Source organism: Ornithinibacillus sp. FSL M8-0202, from assembly GCF_037975285.1.
Classification (GTDB): Bacteria; Bacillota; Bacilli; order Bacillales; family Amphibacillaceae; genus Ornithinibacillus; species Ornithinibacillus massiliensis.
Map to the genome: position 1 here is coordinate 3,123,129 of NZ_CP150248.1, position 23,993 is coordinate 3,147,121.

The window sequence follows — 23,993 nt, forward strand, 5'->3', positions numbered from 1 at the left end:
TGACGATGTGTTAACACTCAGAGGGCCGTACGTTTTTAGTTGAGAAATAAGAATTTCTTATGGTTTCACTCCATTATACCTTCTTGATGTAATGGACAAGAAGGATAATAATAGGAAATAGAAATCCAATGGTTATAGATAAAACACTGTAAGAACCATTGATAAATGTATGAGCTTCAAGTGTATTCCGTACTAATAGCATAGAACCCAAAAACAATAGAAAGGCTAATGGAACGGAAAGGGCTTTATAATGTTTCATTTTAAATAAATGACTGATCCCATTTGCTAATACATAAAAAGACACACAAAGCTTTATAAAAATGGTAAAGAACCAAATAAACGCAACAAGGATTTCTACTCGCTCAAAAAAATGGAAAATGCTAATCCTTTGCCCTAAGGCATAAATTGGATAGGTATAATGTATGGTTCCTCCCACGCCTAATACGGTGATACATGCAAATGTAACGATAAGAAGAATCAATCCACTTGTAATCCCACCCGCTAATAATGCTTTTCGTGCGCTTTTTTGTTGGTTGACAAAACTTGATATACCAATTAAGATGACTAATTCTAAAAAAGTGATAGACAAAATGGGAATGATACCTACTATGGTAGCAGTTCTGTTAAGCTGAAAAATGGGTTGGATATTGGTTATATCTGCATCTTTCAAGACGAGTAAGGTCAACAAGATAGCACTAATCATCGTAAAAGGAAAAAAAAGCTCCGCGGTTCTTCCAATAACCTCAATGCCATATTTAATAGCAATTAATGTCGTGATGATAATCATAAATGATATTGCTTCAAATGGTGTACCCATTAGGATTTGTAAGGACACAAAGTCACTGATAGACCATAGATTTGCCGAGGAATTAACAAAAACAAAACCAGTAAATAACAGAATCATTATAGTTCCGAACCATTTACCTAATAGTGATTCGATGGCAGGAAAGAAGGCTTTTCCATCTAACACTTTAATGACTTGGTTATAGAGTAGAATAATAACGGAACCCACTATTATGGAAAGCACCAATGTAATCCAACCATTCTCTTTCCCATAAATAGTTGCAATACTAGGAATGAAAATAATGGATGCGCCGAGTGTATTCATAATGACCAGTACAGCATATTGTTTGCCATCTAGCTTCTCTGTCAACGTCTATTCCTCCCTTTAGAAATTATGGTTGCTGAAATGTTGCTAACCAATTCTTTAGAGGTTCCGTGATTGGCTTCGTTATGAAATCAGCCACTTCCACAACATAAGGAAGCTTTAAATCTAGAAAGTGTAAAGAAAGTAAGATAATCGAAAGACTCATTAAGAAAACGAAGACTAGTATTTCTTTTTTCTTCTTTGTCTTCTTTAGGAGTCCTTTTATCTCCATGTAGAATAAAAACGCACCTATAACTGCAAATAAAGAAGCTTTTATCATGTTTAGTCCACTTTCTCTGTTTTTCTTTTAATTGTGTCATAGATAGATTTGGTAACCATACCAGATTTCTTTATATCAACTTGCACTTTTACATTGACTTCCAGATCTTGAAAGAGCGTATTCCAATCATCCTTTATCTTTTCCCATTCTTTAGGATTAGATCGTTTTATTGCATTACCAAAACCATAAATATCACTTTGAAATTCTTGGGCTTTGGTAACACTTGCTTCAATAAATTCAGCCGTCTTTTGTTCAAGCTTTTTCTGGACTTCTTCAATGGAACGTTGATCGGTTATATCGATAGAACACTCTACATCCCCAATATTTCCTTTAATTTCAACCGTAATATCAATCGATGGTTTACTGTTAACGAACGATGCCTTCATGTCGGTGTTGGCATCCGTTACCTCTACGGATATCGTACCACCGTTGTCACACGGGACCCAGCCAACCGTATTACTAACATTGTTCGTTATATAGTTGAATCCCTTGCTTTCGTTTTCATTTAACCAACCTTGTAGCTTCTCGCCTCGAAAAACACCAATACCATCTAGGTATATCATGGTAGGATTGCCAGATTGTTGTCTAGTTTTCATAGAGGCACCACTTTCAACATCACCTATAATATATAAACCGGTTAATATTGCTTCCTTCCCTTCAGTAGAAATGGATTGGATTAATTCGTCTAAATGAACTGATTTTGTAGGTGCCCAAAAGTTTTCAGAGGACTCGATGTTCGATTTTACCTTGATGGCTGGAATCTCTTCTAGGGGGGTTAAAATACTAATTAACTCTGCCCCTTCCAATCCTTGTGCAATAGCAATAGTAAAATCTGTTCTGATTTCATGATCTCGGACTAGAACATCTAAAGTTTTTCCAATGCCGTCATAAGCCATTTCTTCACCATACACAAGTAGTTGTAGATGACTTAAGTTAACTTTTCGCGGTAGCACTTGTGTTAAACCTCTAAACCCCTCCATAATTGTTGTGCCAACAGTAGAGTAGGTCGTAATGGTAGAGCTTTGAGTCATTTGGTCGCCAGCTATTTCCTTAGGGTTTAATACTTGTAACGTTATCTTATATCCCTGTTCATCTTTATCAATTGCCATTGCTGTTGCAAGTGTAATATCTGTTAATTCCTGTGCACTCCAGCAACCAGAAAGTAAGACTAGGATAAAAGAGAAAGTTAACCACTGTTTGATGTTCTTCATCATGTTCCCTCTCTTCAAAAAATTTATGTAAACTACCTGTTTTGAGGAGGTTTTGGCTTCCTTGGCTTTGCACGTGTTATATTTTGTTGATTAACTAATCGAGATCGGAATAGTTGTTTCCATTTCGGAAGTAGTATGATGGCATCCAGTTGATCGGAAGAAATATATGATGCAAATGGTGATAAATAAGGGATGCCAAAAGATCTCAAACTAGTTAAGTGTAGCGTCAATAATAATAACCCTATAAATATACCGAATAATCCAAATGTCGCTGCTAATATCATGAATAGAAACCGTAGCATCCGAACACTAATTGCTAAATTATAATTTGGAAAGACGAAACTACTAATAGCCGTTAAAGAAACCACGATAACCATAGTAGCAGAGACAATTCCAGCATCAACGGCGGCTTGACCGATAACGAGTGCTCCAACGATTGATATTGCAGACCCTACCGTGGAAGGTAATCGAACACCGGCTTCTCTTAATAATTCAAAGGTTAATTCCATGATGAGTGCCTCAATTAAAGCTGGAAAGGGTATCCCTTCCCGTTGTGCAGCTAAGCTAACAAGTAATGTTGTTGGTATCATTTCTTGGTGAAATGTGGTTAAAGCAATATAGACAGATGGTGTAAGTAAAGCAAGAAAAAAAGAAATATACCGTATGATTCGAATTAAACTGGCTATATCACTTCTTTGGTAGTAATCCTCACTTGATTTAAAGAAATCCACAAAAAGCGCCGGGACTAAAAGAACAAAAGGTGTACCATCAACCAGGATTGCAACTCTACCCTCTAATAATCCTGCACATATCGTATCAGGTCTTTCGCTATTTAGAATAGTGGGGAAGGGAGTATATGTTTCATCCTGTATCAGTTCTTCGATATAACCACTTTCAAGAATTGAATCAATGTCGATTTTCTCTAATCTAGTTTTAACCTCTTCGACAATGCCTGGTGTAACAATGCCATGTATATATGCAATCACTACTTTCGTTTTTGTTTTTCTACCATGAGTGGATGATTCAAGCCAAAAATTTGGGTCCTTTATTCGTTTACGTAATAAAGCAGTGTTGACACTAATGCTTTCAGTAAAGGAATCTTTTGGCCCTCGAACAACCTGTTGAGTTGTTGGAGGCTCTACACTACGCTCACTTCCCCCTTTAGAACCTACTGCTATTCCTAGTTCGAAACCATCAACTAGAAGGATTGTATCTCCAGTAAGTAAATGGTCCAGTAATTGATTAATGGTGTCTATTTCCGTTAATTCTGCAGATGTGATAGATTTCATTATGTGTTTATATATAGTGGCTGCTTCATTTAGGTCATCAACTATCTCATTACGATGTAAGTGATTAATGATAGGATCTAACAGATAATGTTGAACAGTCTCTTTATCCACTAATTCATCCATGAAAATAATCATCGCTTTTGTTTGGTGGGGAAATGTAAGATCTATTTCACGTGTAATGATGTCAGAGCTATTACCCAGTATCGTTAGCACTAGGTGCCTATTTTCATATAGATTTTTACTAATTCTTTGTGGATATTCCTCTACATGTTTTTCAATGAATGGAAGGTCTTTCTTCTTTTTGGTATGCCGCCTACGTTTGATCATCGTTTCAAACCTCTATGGTGTATTCTTTAGTAACGTTAATCGGTGATAACCGTATGATTCATACCATTAGTATGGTCATTAGATTAGGCTTTATGTATTAATTTAACGCAATAGCTTCTGTTTGCGTTTAACAGGGTGTGTATTTATATGTTATCAAGCAGAAGATATAGAATGATAGAGAGGATGGTATTGGAAAAAATAGGGTTTACATAGTAACGAATTTTCTGTATACTAATGGAGTAATAAACATTCAGAATTTTTAAAGGGGGTTGTATAACATGATTAGAGTATATATTGCCTTAACTCAACAAAATAACTTGCTACATACAACCTATAGGGTACGTTAGACTCTTATCTGAACTTTTCTGTCAATTTCTACCATAGGATGTATGAAGCATTCTATGGTTTTTATTATGTCGCAAATATACCCTTATCGGGAGTCAGTATATAAGAACCATTCTCGTTTGAGTGGTTCTTTTTCTTTTGGGAGATAAGTTTTGAGTGTAAGAGATGTAGGGTTTATATGAAAAAGGAGATGAATGCATGGATATCAAAATCGTAAAATATGATGAAAGCTATGCTGCTAGAGTTGCAGAGATGTGGAACCATAGTCGTGATGGATGGGGTGGTGCGAATACCGTAGATACGGAAGAATCGATTTTACTCCGTGAGCGAAATTCAACCAATATCCACACGTTCCTAGCTCTAGAGGGTGATAAGGTTGTGGGGTATTGTGGGTTTAGTGAATATCGTGATGATGAAGGGGCATTGTATATTCCACTTTTAAATGTACGAGATGACTATCACGGTAAAAAGATTGGCAAGCAACTGCTCTTAACTGCTTTGGAGGAAGCAATCCATTTAAAGTGGCCTAGGCTAGATTTGTACACATGGCCAGGGAATACGAAGGCAGTTCCCTTATATAAGAGATGTGGCTTTTTCTGGGAAGAGCGGGATGATACGACACATTTAATGAACTTCATGCCCACGGTATTACATACTGAAGCAGTAGCGGATTTCTTTAAGGATGCTAATTGGTACGATATTAGTACAAGGGAAATTGAAGTGAAGCCAGATGGTAGAGTGGAGAATGAATTCCATTATTATGAGTATGCATGGAAAAAAGAAAATCAAACACTTCGGATGGAGTTTGAGCGAACAGGAAGAGGAATCCGATTAATCGAAACAGATGATTATTATATTGCAGCAACAATACCGGAGCACCAATTAGTATTCGGAAACCATTATCCTATTCAATACACGATTAAAAACAAATCGGCTAAAGCCCTGCAGGTTGAATTAAAAGGTGAAAACGACAAAAATATTGAGTATTCTATAGAAAAGTCCATTAATGTTACGGACGAGATTGAGGTTGTCGAAAACTTTTATATTCATCCCATCGAGGAAGAACAGAATTCTCTTCGAACACATCCATCTGTAAAGACAAAAATTAGAATTAATGGTAAAGAGGCTACCTTTAAGCTAGGTATTTTACCCAAATATCCTGCTCAAGTTACGGCACATTATCAAGAGGATATAGCTTTCTTAGGAAATGAAAACATATTTTATTTAGATATAGTAAATAACTACTCTGAAAAAATTCATTTTGAGGTAACATTTCCAGATTCACCAATTATGGAAATCAAAGCGGAAAAAATACAATTAGAAATGAATCCAAAGGAAAGAAAATCTGTACCTGTACCATTTATCGTAACGGGCTATGGTTTTTATGAAGCGGCATTGCCAATTAAAGCTATTAAAGAGAATGGGGAAATAGTTGAATTTTCAAGATTCATTGGTATTCCGATAAGAGGAATTGGTGCGAAATTCTTTGGTATTGATGAAGAAATGGTTCATTTATACAACGGACAGTACTTTGCAGTATTGAACAAAAAAGATAATACTATTGATATGGGAAGGAAAAAGCAGGAGAGTAGTATTCAAGTAATGACACCGAAGCTGGGGAAGCCTTATTCTGAAGAAATGGCTAAAGCAAAATACAATCAGATACAATTTATGGATGAGAATGGGACTATCGGTGCAAAAATATCCTATGAGATCGCAGCATTTCCTTCTATTACGCTACATCTTATCCTCAAGCTATCCAGCGAGGGACTGGTAGAAAATTATTATGAGGTTGAGAATAAGAGAGAGGTAGAAACTGCGGAGTCTATCTTTGTAAATCAGCCCATCTACTTTGGATTAGAGAAGGCGGTTATTCCTTATCAAGGTGAAATGGTTGAAATGACTGACTCCATTGGTAATTCATATGAGTATTGGAAAGATACACACATCACGGAGAATTGGATATTTGCAAAAGAAGGATCAGATCCTCTTGGCATTTGCTGGGACTCAACTAGTAAAATCCATTTTGATTCTTGGTTCCATTATTTTGAGCATGATCTAGGGAAAATCGGTCCTAGAAGTTCTCTTGTAACGAAACCAGTAGTTTTCTCCCTTGGCGCTTTTCATGATATCGAAAGTTTCCGAGCTTATGCGAATAAAGCTAGCTTTAGTAAAAAGGTAAAGCCAGTTAATCATGTAAGACTATCTTTACAAAACAATAATCCTTTTCTTCAAGGAGGAAAGGGTTATGCAAAAGTGACAGATTACAAATCCAATTACCTTCATGGAGAAATATCACTTTCGCATCTGAATCAAGAGGAATTGGTGGTAGGAAAAATCGATCGCAAAGAGAAGAAGACGGAATGGATTGCTGAATTATCAGCAAATGATATACCATCTATCTCGACTGTGAAGGTAAAAGCTAGTTTAGATGCGACTATTCAAGATCTGGAAACGCTTGTTATTTCACATGGGAAAGGTGAATGTCTACAGGAGATTGAAAATGTATATGGAATGGATAGCTGGAGAGTAAATAATGGCGTAGTGGAAATAAAGGCTACTCCAGAATTTTTCCCTGCACTGCATTCTTTAACTTATAAAGGTCATGAATGGTTAGATTCTTCTTTCCCTAAGCTGCAACCAAATTTATGGTGGAATCCTTGGGCTGGTGGGATTTCTAGTAGGTTAACATCGATTAGGCCTTATTCCCTATCCAAGGAAACAACCAAAGCGGACTTTGCTAAGCTTGTAGACAATAAAGGGAATGAATGGCAAGGTATCAAGTTATCGACCATCGTAGAACAAAATAAGGAATATAAAGGACTTACCATGCATCAATATTTCCTTCTACTTCCAGGTGCACCAATTTTATGCCATGTGTCCGAAATCGAACAACATACAGGAAAGTTATTCCATGACAAAGCATGGCAGTCCATCGCATTTGTTAAACCAGATGCAGTAATGGCAAATAACTGGGTAAATCTACAGGATAAGGCTGGAAATTGGATGAAAGTAGTGGCTGGGAAAGATGAAAATGATATAAGTGTTGACCGAAATATGATCATTGGTTGTCACAATAGCAAGGAGCATCTCCAATTCATTTCTAACGTAGAAAATACAAAGAGGGAAATGTATATCAATAAACAGGTTATGCTTACTAGCGTATGGGAGAGGTTATATGTTCCTACAGGCTCTACGTATTTTACTACACCAAACTTCTACCTGTTCAACGACTTTATAATTAATGATAAAGCACAGCATGATTTACAGGAGATTAGCTTTCATAAGTAATTCTCTTCATAATCCCATTATCATCATATTGTAGTGACATAAATAACCAGAGAACCAAGTATGAGATTCATGTGGTTCTCTGGTTTTTATTAAAATGTAGAAAAAAAGCTGAGGCCAGGAATAATTCCTTACCTCAGCTTTACTGTTAGTTGATCTATTCTTAAAGAATAGTATAAAGCGCAGTATTCGCTAACGTGATTAATGTCATTAGAATGGTGTTCAAGAATGCAGCTACATAGACATTTCCAGTTTTTCTATAAAGGAAACGATTAAAGATAGCTGCTACAGCTAAAACAGGTACAAGTCCAATCACAATAATGGATGATAATGCTTGCTCAGGGTAGCCTGCTGTTCCAGTAGTAAATAGGACACCGTATTGATAGATTAAGTAAAGAATTAATCCGCCAACATAATGTAGGATGGAAATAATATACCCCTTTATTCCTTCATAACGTTCACCAGTAGTATTTATATTTACTGAAATTCCACTAATGAAATAGTAGATAAAGAATAATGGTGCATATTTTAATAATGCTATAATATGTTGCATTTCAAAGGTTTTTACTGCTAATGTCCATAATCGGAAGTCCGTTTTGAACATGGCGTCGATGGCATACAGAATAGCATAACCAATCACGACAGCTATAATAGCAGTTAATAAGGATGCAATAACGGATTTGATATTTGCTTTCACACCATAGTTGGCGATAGTTGCCCCTTCAGGCTTTTTGGCAATATAATGATAGCCAACCATAATCATCAACATGACAATGGCTACATTAATAGCCCAATAGAGTACCGGGTTGGTAGTTGGTGCTCCAAATAACTGTGTTGTAGCAATAAAGGTTTCTTGATTTTTTAAATAGAAGTATTGAATGACACTTAACATTAACATAATAAATGAAACAGATCGAATCGATTTATTCGATTTCTTCGCTATGGAATAAATTAAGAAAATAGCGGATGCTACTACTATTACTAAACTAATTTGTCTTAGTAATCTCATTCCATAGAATGCTTCATTTGCACTTGAACCATAAAGGGCAGAGAAGAATAATGCAGGGAATAATCCTCCAACCAATAATAAAATAAAGCGAGCTAATTTAGAACCAGTTGTTTTAGGCTCTGGTAATGGTTCTGGTTTTTTCGTATAGATAGCCTTAAAGAATGGAAGCTTCGAGATTAATAGGATAATTGGAATAAAGAGTAGGAAAAATCCGATTAAAGCAATAAACTCGAAGTACTCTTTGTAAATCCAAGTCTGGCCGTTTTCATCAACAGAAACTAAATTACTATAATCAGCAAATGCTGTACTGTAAAAATCAATGGCATATGCTGTAGATGTTTTGGAAAAATGATTCCATGGATGGGTTTCATTCGGTTGGTAGATTACTCGTACACCACCATCCACTTCATATAGCTTACCAACTTCTGGGTTTTCGGGATTTCCTAAGAAACCTTGTCCCTCTTCTGTACCGATATAATTCTTTTGAACTACTGTTTTACCAGTCGTTCTTGCACCTTCATCAAAGAAGAATTCATCATAATTTCCAGCAATCTTACCAGAATATCTAGGACCATACGCGTTATTAATATCTTCTTGTGTATAGCCTAGTGCTAATAACCACTGGTAGTCCGATCCCATGGTTAAGGAACTATGAATCTTTCTTATTCCACTTTCTTGGAAATCGAGTTCGTCAAGTACAACTGCGTTAGTGGAAGAGAAGCCACCCATGGAATGGCCAGAAACAGCGATTACACCATTACCAGCTTCATCTTTTAATACATAGTCTTGTTCATACATATACTGAACTGCATCATAAATAGCATATGGCCAGAATGAGAAAAATGGTACGGGCTTTTCCATAGTACCTGTTGAGTGTCCATGGTCATATTGGTCCAATGCTAAAACGACATATCCGCGTTTCGACATTTCAATAGCCTGTGCATCCTGCATTTCGGCAGAATTCAAATATCCATGTGTAGCAATTAAGGTAGGCCGTGGTTCTTTATTCGCACCTTCAGGCATGTAAAGGAGTCCGGAAAGCTCTCCTCTAGGTGTATCAAAATAGATACGAGAAACATCAACCTTCCCATTTGAACTGTTAAATTGATAAGCAGCTATACTACCTATCGAAATCAATAGTAACGAAATAATGACCCATACAACTGGATGTTTAAACTTTCTCAAATTATTTACCCCCGATAAAAAAATTTATAGGATATTGCTCTTTGGTTATGTAGGACAATTCAACTACTTATATATCACCCCTTGCTACTCTTTTTTAAAGAAAAACAAAAAGAGACTCACTTAACCCTCTTTGAATTAAATACAAAGAAAAAAAGTGAGTCTCGTGTTCTCTTCACAAATGTATTAACTTACTAGCTAGTATAGTATGAAGTGAAAACGTTGTCAACAGTATTTTAATTGGTAAAAATCTTTAGTTTAAGTAGAGTTAAATCATGATACGTAAAATTGATTGTTTTCAAATCGTATAGATCATGTTATAATATTAGTAAGTTAATATCACGGTAGAGAATAAGAGACCACAGAACGTGTCGAAAATAAGTTCGACAGTGTTGTTGTGGTCTCTTTTTGTATATAGATGTTAATAAATACCTTGATATTACAAAAGCTAATCGGAAAAGGAGAATAAGATATGAATTTCTCAAATAAAAATCGTAATCAAATCATTGATACCATGAAAAAAGAAACCTTTGATGTCCTTATTATTGGTGGTGGAATAACAGGTGCCGGGATTGCGTTAGATGGTACTACTCGCGGAATGAAAATGGCATTAGTGGAAATGCAGGATTTTGCCGCTGGTACATCAAGCCGTTCTACGAAGCTAGTCCATGGTGGTCTTCGCTATTTAAAACAATTTCATGTAAAGCAAGTGGCAGAAGTCGGGAAAGAACGTGCCATTGTTTATGAAAATGGACCACATGTCACAACTCCAGAATGGATGCTACTACCGTTTCATAAAGGTGGTACGTTCGGTAAATTTATGACTTCTATTGGTCTAAGAATGTATGATTTTTTAGCTGGGGTAAAGAAAAATGAAAGACGATACATGTTAACGGCAGAACAAACAATCGAAAAGGCGCCTCTTGTGAAAAAGCAAGATTTACTTGGTGGTGGAATATATGTAGAATATAGAACGGACGATGCAAGATTGACAATGGAAGTAATGAAGGCTGCCGTGGAAAAAGGTGCAACAGCATTGAATTATTCTAAAGTAGTCAACTTGATTTATGAACATGGTAAAGTAGTTGGAGCAATTGTAGAGGATCAATTAACGAAAGAACAATATGAAATTCGAGCTTCGAAGGTTGTGAATGCTACAGGTCCGTGGGTAGACACAATCCGAGAAAAAGATAACTCTAAAAAAGGGAAAGTACTAAGATTAACTAAAGGTGTTCATATAGTTATTGATCAATCTAGATTCCCATTAAAGCAGGCGGTATACTTTGATACGCCAGATGGTCGAATGGTATTTGCGATACCTCGTGACGGAAAAGCTTATGTCGGCACAACGGATACTTTTTATGAAAATGATCCAGTTAGTCCGAAGATGACCACGGAAGATCGTGATTATCTTTTAGAAGCGATTCACTATATGTTCCCAGATGTATCGATATCAAAAGACGATGTGGAATCAAACTGGGCTGGTGTGCGTCCGTTAATTTGGGAGGAAGGAAAAGATCCTTCAGAGATTTCTCGAAAAGATGAAATTTGGGAATCTGAGTCTGGATTATTAACAATTGCTGGAGGGAAATTAACTGGTTATCGTAAAATGGCAGAAAGCATAGTAGACTTACTAGCTTCTAAATTTAAAGCAGAGCAGCAAAAACTGTTCTCAGCTTGTGAAACACGGAAGATTCCTATTTCAGGTGGAAATGTAGGGGGCTCTGCTAATTTCAATCAATTCGTAGAAAGTCAAATTTCAGTAGGTATGGATGCTGGCTTAACAGAGGAAGATGCAAGACATTTAGCTAAAATGTATGGCTCAAATGTACCAATTCTATTCGACATTTTGAAGGAAAAGGCAGATGTCGCAGCTAAATATCATCTTCCATTATTATTATTTGCTAAGCTTCAATATGCATTAGATCATGAAATGGCAGTGACACCTGTAGACTTTTTCAATCGTAGAACAGGAGCGATTTTGTTCGACATTGAAACGGTAAAAGAATATAAAGAGAATGTGCTAAGCTGGATGGGAGATTATTTCCATTGGGATAGTAATACTAGCGAATTGTATAAAAAAGAATTAGAGCTTGCATTAGAGGATGCAGCATTCAAAAATTAATTTGTTATTATAAAGAGTGTAATTGATCAAAAACAGAAGAAAGTAGCTTCTGTTTTTGATCATTATTATATTATTTATATACTGGCGATAGAGATGAAGAAAGAGGTGATTTGTTGAATTTTAAAGGGCAAGCAATTATACCGGTAATTGGAGAAATAAAGGACATTGATAAATTCCCAGATTATAATTATACGTATTTTGCAGTATTAAATGCTCATATATCTCGATTGAAACCGATTTTTCAATTCGCTAAGCAGCATAAGAAACAATTATTACTTGATATCGATTTAGTTCAGGGATTAAAGTCTGATGAATATGCTACAGAATATATTTGTCAGGAGTACAAACCCTTAGGTATTATCTCGACAAAGCCAAATGTTATTATGAAAGCGAAACAAAAAGGGGTTCAGACTTTTCAACGAATATTTTTGTTGGACTCAAAGTCTATTGAAAGAAGTAGTAAATTAATAGAACGAACTGATCCAGACTATATTGAATTACTTCCTGGTGTTGTCCCTAAGATAATACGTCAATTTAGTCAACAGACCAATAAAGAAATAATCGCTAGTGGATTTATTGAAACCGTTGAAGAGGTACAACAGGCAATAGATGCAGGTGCAACAACTATTACGACTTCAAGTAAAGAACTTTGGGATTATTATAATCCTACTTCCAGCTAGTGTTTCATGTTGCAATTAAAGAGAGAGGAATAAAGAGAGGATTTCGAAATGGATACATATATATTAGCAATTGATCAAGGTACGACAAGTTCACGTGCCATTATTTTTAATAAACAAGGCGAAATTGTACATATAGCCCAAAAGGAGTTCAATCAATATTTTCCAAAGCAGGGCTGGGTAGAGCATGATGCGAATGAAATATGGGCATCGGTGCTATCTGTCATCGCTACATCCCTAGTAGAATCGAATATCAAACCAGAACAAATAGCTGGAATTGGCATTACGAACCAACGCGAAACAACAGTAGTCTGGGATAAAAATACTGGAATTCCGGTATATCATGCTATCGTTTGGCAATCACGTCAAACAGAAGCGATCTGTCAGGAATTAAAAGACAATGGCTATGAGAATCTAATTAGAGAAAAAACGGGCCTATTAGTGGATCCATACTTCTCTGGAACAAAGGTAAAGTGGATCCTAGATCATGTTGAAGGAACGAGGGAAAGAGCAGAAAAGGGTGAGCTTTTATTTGGAACAATCGACACATGGCTAATCTGGAAATTCACAGGTGGAAAAGTTCATGTAACAGATTATTCTAATGCCTCTCGTACGATGATGTTTAATATTCATGAATTAAAATGGGATGAAGAGTTATTAAATATGTTAACTATTCCACAATCCATGCTACCAGAAGTTCGTTCCTCATCCGAGGTTTATGGAACGACAGACAATTATCATTTATTTGGGCAAAATGTCCCGATTGCAGGTGTGGCAGGTGACCAGCAGGCAGCTTTATTTGGTCAGGCATGCTTTCAAGAAGGAATGGTTAAAAATACATATGGTACCGGTTGCTTCATGTTAATGAATACCGGTGATCGTGCGGTTCAATCTAAGCATGGATTATTAACGACGATAGCTTGGGGGATTGACGGGAAGGTAGAATACGCTTTAGAGGGAAGTATCTTTGTTGCAGGTTCAGCTATTCAATGGTTACGGGATGGAATGCGTATGTTTCAAAATGCTGCTGACAGTGAAACATATGCTAAACGGGTTTCCTCAACAGAAGGAGTTTATGTAGTGCCTGCATTTGTAGGATTAGGTACGCCTTATTGGGATAGTGATGCACGTGGTGCGGTATTTGGCTTGACTCGTGGAACAACAAAAGAGCATTTTATTCGGGCTACACTAGAGTCACTAGCATATCAAACGAAAGATGTATTGACCTCTATGCTTAAAGATTCTGGAATATCCTTACAATCATTACGAGTAGATGGTGGTAGTGTTAAGAATGATTTCCTAATGCAATTCCAAAGTGATATTTTAAATGTTCCTGTTGAACGACCTTTTATAAAGGAGACAACAGCATTAGGGGCAGCATATTTAGCTGGTTTAGCGGTAGGATTCTGGGAAAGTAAAGAAGAAATTGCATCCCAATGGAATTATGATGTCGTATTTGAACCGCAAATGGAAGAATCGAAAAGAGAGAACCTTTACAAAGGATGGAAAAAGGCAGTACAAGCAACGATGAATTATAAATAACGTTCATTATGGAAATAAGATTTATTTGTTCGAAAAAAATATACATCTGAACTCACATTGGCAATTCGTCTCGTATGAATTACCGTGTGAGTTTTTTTATGTGAAAACGAGAAAAAAGATTTGCGAAAATTCATAAACATGATATCATAGTGATATAAGAAAGATATTTAATAAAAAGGTGGGATTGGTTATGAGTGGGATTAAAGAGAAAAATGCATGGGTAATGAATGGTTATCTTGGGATTCTTGTCATTGCAGGGTTAATTGCCGGAACGGTATTTAGCTTTATAGAGGAGCAATTTATCCTTGGTGGGATTTTGATTGTGTTAGCTATTGTGCTAGGATCTGGTATAACTATGATTCAACCTAATCAATCTGTTGTTGTTATTTTTCTTGGTAGATATATGGGGACAATTCGACGGGAAGGGATTGTACTGACGATTCCATTTACTGTACGAAAAACTATCTCGCTTCGTGTACGAAATTTTAATAGCAATAGATTAAAGGTAAATGATGTTAATGGGAATCCAATCGAAATCGCGGCAGTAATTGTATTTAAAGTTATTGATGCAGCAAAAGCTGTTTTCGATGTAGACCGTTATGAACAATTTGTTGAAATCCAAAGTGAAACAGCTATCCGTGCTGTAGCAACAAAGTATCCATATGACAATTTTGAGGTTGATGAATTAACATTAAGGGGAAATGCAGAAGAAGTTTCCACAGAGTTAACGGAAGAATTACAAGAAAGATTACGTGTGGCAGGTGTTGAGGTTATTGAGGCAAGGTTAACCCATTTAGCATATTCTACCGAAATAGCCCAAGCGATGCTACAACGACAGCAGGCAAGTGCCATCATTTCTGCTCGAAAACAGATTGTCGATGGTGCAGTGGGTATGGTACAGGATGCGATTGAACGACTTGAAAAAGAAGGTATTGTAGATTTAGATGATGAGCGTAGAGTTGCTATGATCAATAATCTTCTTGTTTCTATTGTATCAGACCACGGCACACAGCCAGTCATTAATACAGGTTCACTATACCAATAGAGAAGTGATAAAATGAAGAAAAAGAATTTCCCATTACGCATTGATCCGAAACTGTACGATGCCCTTGAAAATTGGGCTAACGACGAATTTCGCAGTGTCAATAGTCATATTGAGTTTTTGCTTAGAGAGGCTATGAAAAAGGCAGGAAGACTACCGAAGAAACAGGAAAATAGTGAAGGGGAATAAGATTGAGAAGGAGCTTTTAAATTAAGGCTCCTTTTCTTATATAGAAAGCCATGTAGAACGCCACAGTGTTTTGAACTTTGGTGTTTAGGTGAGGCGCGTGAAATTCTGTAAAAGGTAACATTTTCGCGCGATATACAATCAATTTCGCGCGAGTATCATAAAAAACGCGCGACGTTTAGCATTAATCGCGCGACAGATAAAGTCTCGCGCGATTTTTGAGAAATTCCGCGCGAAATTCATGGGATTCCGCGCGAAATTAGGAATCCTCGCGCGAAAATTAAGGCTCCCACACGAAAACCAGGCCCCCCGCGCAAACCCCAGCCCCCACACGATCCAGGCCCGCACGCCCCCCAAGCCAACATGTAAATAAACTCTCAAATACACACAATAGCAACTATACTTTACTTAGATAATCGAAATAGATTAATATGGTAATATGTTGTGTAAGCAAGGAGTAGACAAAAAGATGCAAACTATTAAAGTGCGTGATATTACCATTGGTGAAGGATTACCGAAAATTATCGTACCGATCGTAGGTAGTTCTGAGCAGGAACTAATGTCTGAGATAGAAAAAGTTATGGCCATGGAGCCGGATATAATCGAGTGGAGAGCGGATACTTTTGAATTTGTAGAAGACTTACATTCGGTTATGAAAGTTCTTGGGAAAATAAGCAAACTAGTAAAGAATGTGCCTTTGCTATTCACGTTTCGAACTGTTCATGAGGGCGGTCATAAGGAAATACCGTTAGAATATTATGAGCAGCTAATGGAAAAAGTGATTCAATCAAGAGTGGCTGATATGGTAGATGTCGAACTGTTCTTGGACGATATGATGGTAAAAAGACTAGTTTCCACTGCAAAAGAAAATCAGGTGTATGTTGTATTGTCTAATCACGATTTTCAAAAAACTCCTAAGAAGGAAGAAATTATCTCTCGTCTGATAGATATGCAAAATCTTGGGGCAGATATTCCGAAAATAGCGGTAATGCCGAAAAACAAGGAAGATGTTATTACCCTATTAGAGGTTACAAATATAATGAAGGAAAAATATGCCGATCGCCCATTCATTACCATCTCCATGGGAGGAGATGGATTAATTAGTAGGTTATCTTGTCACGTATTTGGTTCTGTGGCGACATTTGCTTCCGGTGTATCTGAGTCAGCACCAGGTCAAATACCAGTATCAGAATTAAAAAAAGTATTAGCTATTATTCATAAATATAGTTAGCATAATTTTTCAACTAAACGAAGGCTAACCAAAACTGCACTTATAAAATAAATTCATATTGATTGAGCAAATTATTAAATGTAAAGTAGTAGCACTTTTCCTTATGGAAGAGTGTTTTTTTATCGTGATAAGAAAGTATAAGCAGAAATGTCCAGCTCCGGAAGCCGGACTTCTCTCACCCCTATACGATAAGTCAACTTCGCCTCCCCTACGGTTGTGTATTCCCTTTATCCGCTACAACTTAAGTCTGTACGTCTCAAAGATGCACTAAGCTTTTATATTGCTATAAACAGGAGCATGCTATAATTTTTTCAGATATGTTGCAACTTTATTTCAGCTAGTAGCATCTAAGTATCAGAAAGGGGGAGCCAGCTTGCATCTTGTTGACCGGTTAAAAGATAAACAGGAAAGTGCACTTATAGAATTAATGAATCAGTATGGCAATTATTTAGTACGAACAGCCTATCTGCTTTTAAAGGACCATCAAACAGCAGAGGAAGCCGTACAGGATACTTTTGTCATTGCCTATGAGAAGATTAGGCAACTAGAAGACCCTGCGAAATTAAAAAGCTGGCTCACCGCTATTGTGATGAATTGTTGTCGATCTCGAATGCGTCGATGGAGTTGGAAAAATATATTACTAGCCTTCGAGAGTGACGAAATGCATGAAGATGAGACCACGCTTTCCCCAGAGGAAGAATTAATGGAGTGGATATGGAATGCTAATTTAAGCGAAGCAATACATGATCTTGATTATAAATACCGAGAAGTGATTACATTGTTTTACTTTAACGAAATGAAAATTAGCGAAATTGCTGAGTATACAAAGGAAAAGGAAAATACAATCAAATCGAGGCTTAAGCGAGCACGGTTAAAATTGAAGGATATTTTGGTGAAGGGAGAGGAATTTCTTGAAGAAAACGAAAGCGCAATTAAAAGGCCAACTCGATAAGGAAATGGAACATATTCAGTTTACTAACCATCAACAAGTACTGAATCATGTTTATCCGACTACTTGGAAACAGAAGCTCCTTAAGCTTTGGAATAAAGAGATTTCTATACCTCTCGTACCGATAAGTGTAGTGCTTGTCCTGTTTATGGTAGTGATGGGATATCCAGCAATAAAATCAATAGAGCAGCGACCAGACGAAGGAGCTTCCGATTCGATTAAACACGTCGACGGTTCGGGGTATTTTTATTGGGAATCTAATCAGAGGGGCGGGAAAATAGGTGAAGATTAGGGTCAAGGTGAAGCACTTAGTTATAGCTGTCGTAGGTATACTAACTTTCATTCCATTATTGATGACTTTCATTATCCCGAATCTGGAGTTATATCTGGCTGAAAAGAAAATAATTTCAGGTAAGGTTGAGGATAAACAAGAAATTCTCGAGCTTTTATCTACTACATCGATTAATAAAAAATGGGAGATTATTCAACAATATATGATAGAAGATGGTTATACCGGTAAGTTTGATATCTATATTAGTCCATCTATGACATCATGGGAAGATCTTGAAGCGAAAGTCATGGATTTTAGTTGGGAGGAAAAGCTTCCGTTCATAATAGATTTTGTGGAGAATGGGCCGTTAAATGAGAATTTAGTGACCGCTGCGAAGACGTTAGCTTTTTATTATGAACGTATTGGAGAAGTAGAAAAGGCTAAAAGTACGTTATATCAAGCATCTACTAGGTTAGCATCGAATAACTATTCCTATGAACGGGAAGAGCTTCTTATAGAACGTATACGAATAGCTAAGAATCATGGCCAATGGGAAGAAGCAAATCAATATAGCCAAGATATGGGGGAAAACTTCAAAACACTTCAAATGGATAGCATCGCACAGCTAGCTCAATTGAAAGCGGAAATGCTTCTTCAACAAGGGGACAGTGAAGAAGCGTATCAAGAGGTTACAAAAGCGATAAAGCAATATGAAGAAGATTATAAAATTGAACGAGAAAAATGGTCAGACAGTGATGATGAGATAACTCTTGAAAACTATCCTTATTATCAACGATTGAAATCATTTGAGCAAACTTTGAGTGTTCTAAAAGCACGAGGCGGTGTTGGGAATGTAGTTAAGATTTCTGGGAGGATAGTAAAAAGTGATGGTACCCCGTTAAAAAATATTGGCGTTTTCTTAAAAGAAGAAAGTGATAAAAATCATACTATTAGACCAGATGAAAAATATCAAACCCTTACAGATAACGATGGATATTATGAGTTTAAGGGGGTCATACCGAATAATTATCAATTAGCCATTGGTGTTCATTATGAACAAATTAGTGGATGGACTTGGGTGACAGATATGTATGATACGGTGGAAATCGATGGGAGCAAGGATGATGTTACCTATGATATAACCTTACAGAAACTTATTGCTATTAAAACGCCAGTTAACGAGGAAGAATTAGTGGATAATACAGTACACTTTGAATGGGAAGAAGTAGAAGGTGCTTCCTACTATGAGTTAGGATTTGGTTATGAAATAGATGGTGGCTGGATTGGGACGGGTTCCATTTCGAATATTAAAGAATCTCAAGCAGATATTCCAGTAGAGGATATTTATAATTTACAGGGCGGGGTAGCTTTTGGAGATACTGATATAGTAAGCCCTAAATCATTATTAGCATACACACACCCAGAAAATCGTTATTATTGGAAGGTGGCTGCCTATGATGAAAACGGCAAAATAATTACTAAAAGTGATGGCGCTCTGTTAGATGATCAATCATATGGTAATCTACCTTTCTTTTATTTAAAACAACGAGAACTAACGACAACAGATCAATTATTAATAGATGGAAAAATACAAGAAGCTCTAAACGAATACAAGGAAAACTATAAACAAAATCCGGATGATTTGCATAGTTTACGAATGATTATTCGGTTAATCGGGATAGAAGAAGACCATATACATGATAGAGATGAATTGGCAATTTCCTATATGGAAGATTTAGCGATGAAAGCACCAAGCCCCTTTAACATTCATGAAGTATTTCTGTATTATTTCAATCAGCGAGATTGGGAATTATTTCATAAGTGGTTTGAATTATATAGGAAGCAAGTTGATATTCTTGATGAATACGATCAATCCCTATATGCTACTGTTTTAATGATGAAAGGACAACATCGTGAGGCAAGTAGCCAGTTTGCAGAAGCAATGGCTAAACAAGGGGATAATCGATATGTAGGGTATTGGTTAGCTAATGAATTATACTTAAATGATGATTTCAATCATGCATTAGAAATTGCTATAGAGTATCCACCATACGGATACGGGGAAATAGTCCCCAACTGGGTACAGCTTGTTAGCAAAATGGCAGAAGAAAGTAAACAGAGTAAGGCATATCATCAAGAAATGAGAGAAATCTTAACATTATATTTTGCTAATCAGGAAGAAGAAATGGCGAAATGGCGGAGAGAGACGGAATTTACTAATCTAAAAAATTTTATTAACGCGCTAGATGATGTAAATTAAACAGGTGGAGACTGGGACATAACGAAAAGAATTAAATGACAAACCGAATGATACACGGTACTAGCTCCGGAAATATACGTAGACGAAAGCGGGGAGGCTAAGGCAGCCGCCCGGCGGTAAAGAAGACACTGCGAGGTCTTTTCGAGCAGATGTCGCCCCTGTACTGGAAGCAACCGCAAGTATATTTCCGGAGCGTGGTCTTTGCTCATCATTCGGTTTTTCCTTTAAGATAAATTCTTTTGTCCCAGCCTCTACTTTTTTATAAAACAGATAAAAACAGAAATAACATGAATAATAATGAAAAAGTATTGACGAAACAGAACAACAAAGCATAGTATGAAAGTAACGTATTCGAGAAAGAATGGTGAGGAGTAATCTAGATGTTAGCAGAGGAGCGTAGGCAAATAATACTTGAAATTCTACAAAAAGATGGTAGAGTAATTGCTAAAGAACTTGCGGATTTGTTCCAGATTTCCGTGGATTCAGTAAGAAGAGACCTTTCCATGATGGAAAATCAAGGATTATTACAAAAAACCTATGGTGGAGCTATAGCATTAAAACCACTTCAAAAGGTAAGAACATTACCATCCTCTGAAACGAAAAGATACGGTATACCAGAACCTCATCAAGATGCTATTTCCAAGCTTGCATCCTCCTACATTCAGGAGCATGATACTGTATTTATTGGTGGAGCGGGAATCCAATATGGGATGTTGAAGCACCTTCCTGTAGACATTCCGTTTACATTAGTGACGAACTCCATGAAAATTGCTGAATCAGTACGTAAACAAAAAAATATTACCGCTTACTTAATTGGAGGCAAATTACGAGCAGAATCAGCAGGCAGTATGATTGATATACTTGCTATCGAAATGATGAGTAAATTCTCGTTAGATATAGGATTTATGACAGGTGGCGGTATAACTGCGAGTGGAATTAGCACTGCCACACCTGAAGGAGCGGCATTTGCTCGTAAAGTTGCAGAGGTATCAAGAAAAAATATATGTTTAGCCCCAAATGAAAAAGTCGGACAAAATATGTTTATTACTTCTGTCCCCATAGATAAAATTGATTTAATTATTACAGACGAAGCAGCATCAGAAAAAGTAATTCAAGAGATTGAGAAAACAAATGCGGAAATTATTATTGTCAATACGACTTCCACTAAGGAGTGATACTAGTTGCAAGCAATTCGTGTAGACTATTCACCTACTATAAACGGTGTTGTTCAAATTCCAGGATCTAAAAACAGTTCATTGGCTTTGTTAGCGGCAGCTTGTCTTTCGGATGAAACGATTATACTCGAAGGAATACCTAATATAGCTGATTTTCGAGTGATTCGAGAAATGGGAGAAGAAGTTGGCCTTAAAATAAAACGAGAAATTACAGGGGATATATCGATTGATCCTAGGTTTATATCGGCAACGGATTTCAATCCGAAGAAGTCATCCTCTTTCAGAACAGCTTATTATTTCGTAGGAGCATTATTGGCTAAGTATGGAAAAGTGTCCGTTGGTTATCCTGGCGGCGATGATTTTGTTAGTCGCCCGATTGATCAGCATATAAAGGCATTAGAAATGCTAGGAGCAACCTTTACTTATTACCAAGATTATTATGTAGTGGAAGCAAAAGAATTACGTGGTGCAACTATTTATTTCGATACGATTACTTCTGGAGCTACAATAAATGCTATGCTAGCGGCAGTAAGAGCGAAGGGGGAGACCGTACTACTGAATGCTGCAAGGGACCCAGAAGTCATTGACACTGCTATTTTTCTTAATAAACTTGGAGCTAATATTAGTGGTGCCGGAACAGCCACGATTCGCATAACTGGGGTGAATCATTTAACGGGTGGTACCCATCGGGTGATTCCAGATCGATTGATTGCTGGCTCGTTTTTAATCGGTGCAGGAGTAGCAGGAGGAAGTGTGACGGTTACGGATGTTATCCCAGAACATTTAGGATCATGTCTAACGAAGCTACAAGAGATTGGAATAGAGATAGAGGTAGAGGAAAATGCCATAACAGCTCATTCAACGGGTACATTACGTGCCTCTCGAATTCGGACTGGAATGTACCCAAGTTTTCCGACAGATTTACAACAACCAATGACGACTTTACTAACCCAAGCAACTGGCAAGAGTATTATTGCGGAAAAAATCTACCCGAATCGTTTTAAACATGTTGGGCAATTACGAAAAATGGGAGCAGACATCAGAGTGCGCTCAGGGGTTGCTTTTGTAAAAGGAAAAAGTAATTTGAAAGGTGCGATAGTCACGACATCGGACATTCGAGCTGGAATCTCGTTAATTCTTGCTGGAATGGTAGCGGAAGGGACTACTTTTATCACTGGAGTGGATCATATTGAACGTGGGTATGAAGATGTTGTCAAAGCGTTCCAATCTTTAGGGGTTCACATTACAAAAGAAACAATTCCATATGGGGCTAACCACCAGTTGTTTGGTGAAGTGCAGTAGGACAGAAGGGAGTGCAGCATTAGTGTGCTTCCTTTTTTCGCTTTGAGGATGGATAGGATTAACCTTGAAACTATTTACTAGCTTAATCGTATGTATAGTTAGCGAAAGCAAAGGGGGATTTCGATGATTTTAAATTTAAATGATCAAATCATTCAAGTAAAAGGTAAGATTCGGCAGAAATATAAACTTGAGTCACAGCTTCAAGATTACTACTCGGAACTCTCCGAAATTGAAAACACAATAAATCGCTTAAACACCCAGTTGATGGAAGAAAAGGCCGATGTAAGAAGATTAGAAGGGTTTCATATTGCTAATTTCTTCTCTACCATAACAGGGACAAAATATGAAAAATTAGATAAAGAAAACAGAGAGGTATTAGCTGTTCAATTACAATTAGAAGAAGCAGAAAAGACGAGAGATGAGGTTATGGATTCGATTCTGAATGTTCAGAACAGACTTGCTGAAGTAGGGAATAGTGAAGAGTTGTATCAGGATTTGCTTAGTAAAAAGGAACATCTCATAAAGAAAGGTCACTCTCGATATGCTGACGAATTATATCGCTTGAGTGAAAAAGAAGGGGATATACAAGCTTACTTAAAGGAATTTAATGAAGCAATTCAAGCTGGCCAATATGCTGAGCAAGCACTTCATAATGCGCAAGAATCACTGAGTTCTGCCTCTAAGTGGGGGACACTTGATATGTTTGGTGGTGGGATGATTTCTACAGCGATAAAACATAGTAGAATGGATGATGCTTCCGAGTATATTCATATTGCCCAGTCACGAATGAGAGATTTTCAGAAGGAATTATTGGATATAGATGAAATGATACCTGTTGACACAGATATGCCAGGTTTATTAAAGTTTGCAGATTTCTTCTTCGATGGATTAATTGTAGATTGGATGGTTCAGGGTAGGATTAATGATTCAATTGACCAAGTTGGGGACCAGCTATTACAAGTACGACGCATATTAGCTAAGTTAAAAACGGAGAATACCTATTTACAGAACCAATTAGCTAATCTATATGAAGAAAAAATTCAATTAATTGAAAGCTATCGATAAAATTATTCCTTGAATTACTAGGAATTTGCCTGTTCATTCATCACATATCGCGTTACAATATAAATTAGTATATGAATTTGAGAGGAGTAG

Annotated in this window: 18 protein-coding genes; 13 read left to right on the forward strand and 5 right to left on the reverse strand. The window is 36.9% G+C overall.

The genetic code is table 11. The annotated features are described in order from the left end of the window. Nucleotides 1-73 precede the first annotated feature (73 nt). The 4 genes from MKY78_RS15795 to MKY78_RS15810 are packed head-to-tail and all read right to left on the reverse strand — an operon-like array spanning nt 74 to nt 4,254. Nucleotides 74-1,153 (reverse strand): endospore germination permease, encoded by a 1,080-nt coding sequence (locus MKY78_RS15795; protein ID WP_339214055.1) that lies wholly within the window; start codon nt 1,151-1,153, stop codon nt 74-76. Nucleotides 1,154-1,175: 22 nt separating this feature from the next. Beyond that, nucleotides 1,176-1,427 carry a hypothetical protein gene (locus MKY78_RS15800; protein ID WP_339214056.1) on the reverse strand — a complete coding sequence of 84 codons (252 nt, stop codon included), beginning with the start codon at nt 1,425-1,427 and terminating at the stop codon, nt 1,176-1,178. A 2-nt stretch (nt 1,428-1,429) separates the two neighbouring features. Beyond that, a complete protein-coding gene (locus tag MKY78_RS15805; protein WP_339214057.1) occupies nt 1,430-2,638 on the reverse strand; it encodes a Ger(x)C family spore germination protein in 1,209 nt (402 codons plus the stop codon). A 32-nt stretch (nt 2,639-2,670) separates the two neighbouring features. Next, nucleotides 2,671-4,254, reverse strand: coding sequence for a spore germination protein (locus MKY78_RS15810; RefSeq protein ID WP_339214058.1), 1,584 nt, complete (start codon nt 4,252-4,254; stop codon nt 2,671-2,673). A 543-nt stretch (nt 4,255-4,797) separates the two neighbouring features. Here MKY78_RS15810 and MKY78_RS15815 point away from each other — a divergent pair. Next, nucleotides 4,798-7,890: a GNAT family N-acetyltransferase gene (locus MKY78_RS15815; RefSeq protein ID WP_339214059.1), complete on the forward strand. Its 3,093-nt coding sequence runs from the start codon at nt 4,798-4,800 to the stop codon at nt 7,888-7,890. Nucleotides 7,891-8,050: 160 nt separating this feature from the next. On the opposite strand, the gene MKY78_RS15820 is transcribed toward MKY78_RS15815, so the two are convergent. Further along, the gene (locus tag MKY78_RS15820; RefSeq protein ID WP_339214061.1) at nt 8,051-10,081 is read right to left on the reverse strand and encodes an alpha/beta fold hydrolase; all 2,031 of its coding nucleotides are present in this window, start codon (nt 10,079-10,081) and stop codon (nt 8,051-8,053) included. Between the two features lie 469 nt (nt 10,082-10,550). Between MKY78_RS15820 and MKY78_RS15825 the strand changes: the two genes are divergently transcribed. The 12 genes from MKY78_RS15825 (at nt 10,551) to MKY78_RS15880 (ending at nt 23,903) form a co-directional block, all read left to right on the forward strand. Further along, nucleotides 10,551-12,203, forward strand: a complete 1,653-nt coding sequence (locus MKY78_RS15825) for an FAD-dependent oxidoreductase (protein ID WP_339214062.1) — start codon at nt 10,551-10,553, stop codon at nt 12,201-12,203. A 113-nt stretch (nt 12,204-12,316) separates the two neighbouring features. Next, nucleotides 12,317-12,883, forward strand: a complete 567-nt coding sequence (locus tag MKY78_RS15830; protein WP_339214063.1) for a glycerol-3-phosphate responsive antiterminator — start codon at nt 12,317-12,319, stop codon at nt 12,881-12,883. A gap of 48 nt (nt 12,884-12,931) precedes the next feature. Beyond that, nucleotides 12,932-14,422, forward strand: a complete 1,491-nt coding sequence (gene glpK / locus MKY78_RS15835; RefSeq protein WP_339214065.1) for a glycerol kinase GlpK — start codon at nt 12,932-12,934, stop codon at nt 14,420-14,422. A 199-nt stretch (nt 14,423-14,621) separates the two neighbouring features. Then, nucleotides 14,622-15,467, forward strand: a complete 846-nt coding sequence (locus MKY78_RS15840; protein ID WP_339217936.1) for an SPFH domain-containing protein — start codon at nt 14,622-14,624, stop codon at nt 15,465-15,467. Nucleotides 15,468-15,479: 12 nt separating this feature from the next. Continuing rightward, nucleotides 15,480-15,653, forward strand: a complete 174-nt coding sequence (locus MKY78_RS15845; RefSeq protein ID WP_339214067.1) for an Arc family DNA-binding protein — start codon at nt 15,480-15,482, stop codon at nt 15,651-15,653. Nucleotides 15,654-16,119: 466 nt separating this feature from the next. Then, the gene (aroD, locus tag MKY78_RS15850; RefSeq protein ID WP_339214069.1) at nt 16,120-16,881 is read left to right on the forward strand and encodes a type I 3-dehydroquinate dehydratase; all 762 of its coding nucleotides are present in this window, start codon (nt 16,120-16,122) and stop codon (nt 16,879-16,881) included. A gap of 373 nt (nt 16,882-17,254) precedes the next feature. Continuing rightward, nucleotides 17,255-17,833, forward strand: a complete 579-nt coding sequence (locus tag MKY78_RS15855) for a sigma-70 family RNA polymerase sigma factor (protein ID WP_339214071.1) — start codon at nt 17,255-17,257, stop codon at nt 17,831-17,833. After that, a complete protein-coding gene (locus MKY78_RS15860; protein ID WP_339214072.1) occupies nt 17,793-18,122 on the forward strand; it encodes a hypothetical protein in 330 nt (109 codons plus the stop codon). Before MKY78_RS15855 ends, MKY78_RS15860 begins: the two co-directional genes overlap by 41 nt. Continuing rightward, nucleotides 18,112-20,361, forward strand: coding sequence for a carboxypeptidase-like regulatory domain-containing protein (locus tag MKY78_RS15865; protein ID WP_339214073.1), 2,250 nt, complete (start codon nt 18,112-18,114; stop codon nt 20,359-20,361). The genes MKY78_RS15860 and MKY78_RS15865 overlap by 11 nt, the downstream gene beginning before the upstream one ends. Nucleotides 20,362-20,741: 380 nt before the next feature. Then, nucleotides 20,742-21,536 carry a DeoR/GlpR family DNA-binding transcription regulator gene (locus MKY78_RS15870; protein ID WP_186870505.1) on the forward strand — a complete coding sequence of 265 codons (795 nt, stop codon included), beginning with the start codon at nt 20,742-20,744 and terminating at the stop codon, nt 21,534-21,536. A 6-nt stretch (nt 21,537-21,542) separates the two neighbouring features. Continuing rightward, nucleotides 21,543-22,838: a UDP-N-acetylglucosamine 1-carboxyvinyltransferase gene (murA, locus tag MKY78_RS15875; protein ID WP_339214075.1), complete on the forward strand. Its 1,296-nt coding sequence runs from the start codon at nt 21,543-21,545 to the stop codon at nt 22,836-22,838. Nucleotides 22,839-22,961: 123 nt separating this feature from the next. Further along, entirely contained in the window at nt 22,962-23,903 is a 942-nt protein-coding gene (locus tag MKY78_RS15880; RefSeq protein ID WP_339214077.1) for a hypothetical protein, read from the forward strand. The last annotated feature ends 90 nt before the right edge of the window (nt 23,904-23,993 follow it).

Excerpts from the sequence above, each read along its gene's own strand:
- MKY78_RS15810 (WP_339214058.1), bottom strand. The coding sequence starts at position 4,254 with ATGATCAAACGTAGGCGGCATACCAAAAAGAAGAAAGACCTTCCATTC.
- MKY78_RS15800 (WP_339214056.1), bottom strand. The coding sequence starts at position 1,427 with ATGATAAAAGCTTCTTTATTTGCAGTTATAGGTGCGTTTTTATTCTAC.
- glpK (WP_339214065.1), top strand. The coding sequence starts at position 12,932 with ATGGATACATATATATTAGCAATTGATCAAGGTACGACAAGTTCACGT.
- MKY78_RS15870 (WP_186870505.1), top strand. The coding sequence starts at position 20,742 with ATGTTAGCAGAGGAGCGTAGGCAAATAATACTTGAAATTCTACAAAAA.
- MKY78_RS15825 (WP_339214062.1), top strand. The coding sequence starts at position 10,551 with ATGAATTTCTCAAATAAAAATCGTAATCAAATCATTGATACCATGAAA.
- MKY78_RS15845 (WP_339214067.1), top strand. The coding sequence starts at position 15,480 with ATGAAGAAAAAGAATTTCCCATTACGCATTGATCCGAAACTGTACGAT.
- MKY78_RS15805 (WP_339214057.1), bottom strand. The coding sequence starts at position 2,638 with ATGAAGAACATCAAACAGTGGTTAACTTTCTCTTTTATCCTAGTCTTA.
- aroD (WP_339214069.1), top strand. The coding sequence starts at position 16,120 with ATGCAAACTATTAAAGTGCGTGATATTACCATTGGTGAAGGATTACCG.
- MKY78_RS15880 (WP_339214077.1), top strand. The coding sequence starts at position 22,962 with ATGATTTTAAATTTAAATGATCAAATCATTCAAGTAAAAGGTAAGATT.
- MKY78_RS15815 (WP_339214059.1), top strand. The coding sequence starts at position 4,798 with ATGGATATCAAAATCGTAAAATATGATGAAAGCTATGCTGCTAGAGTT.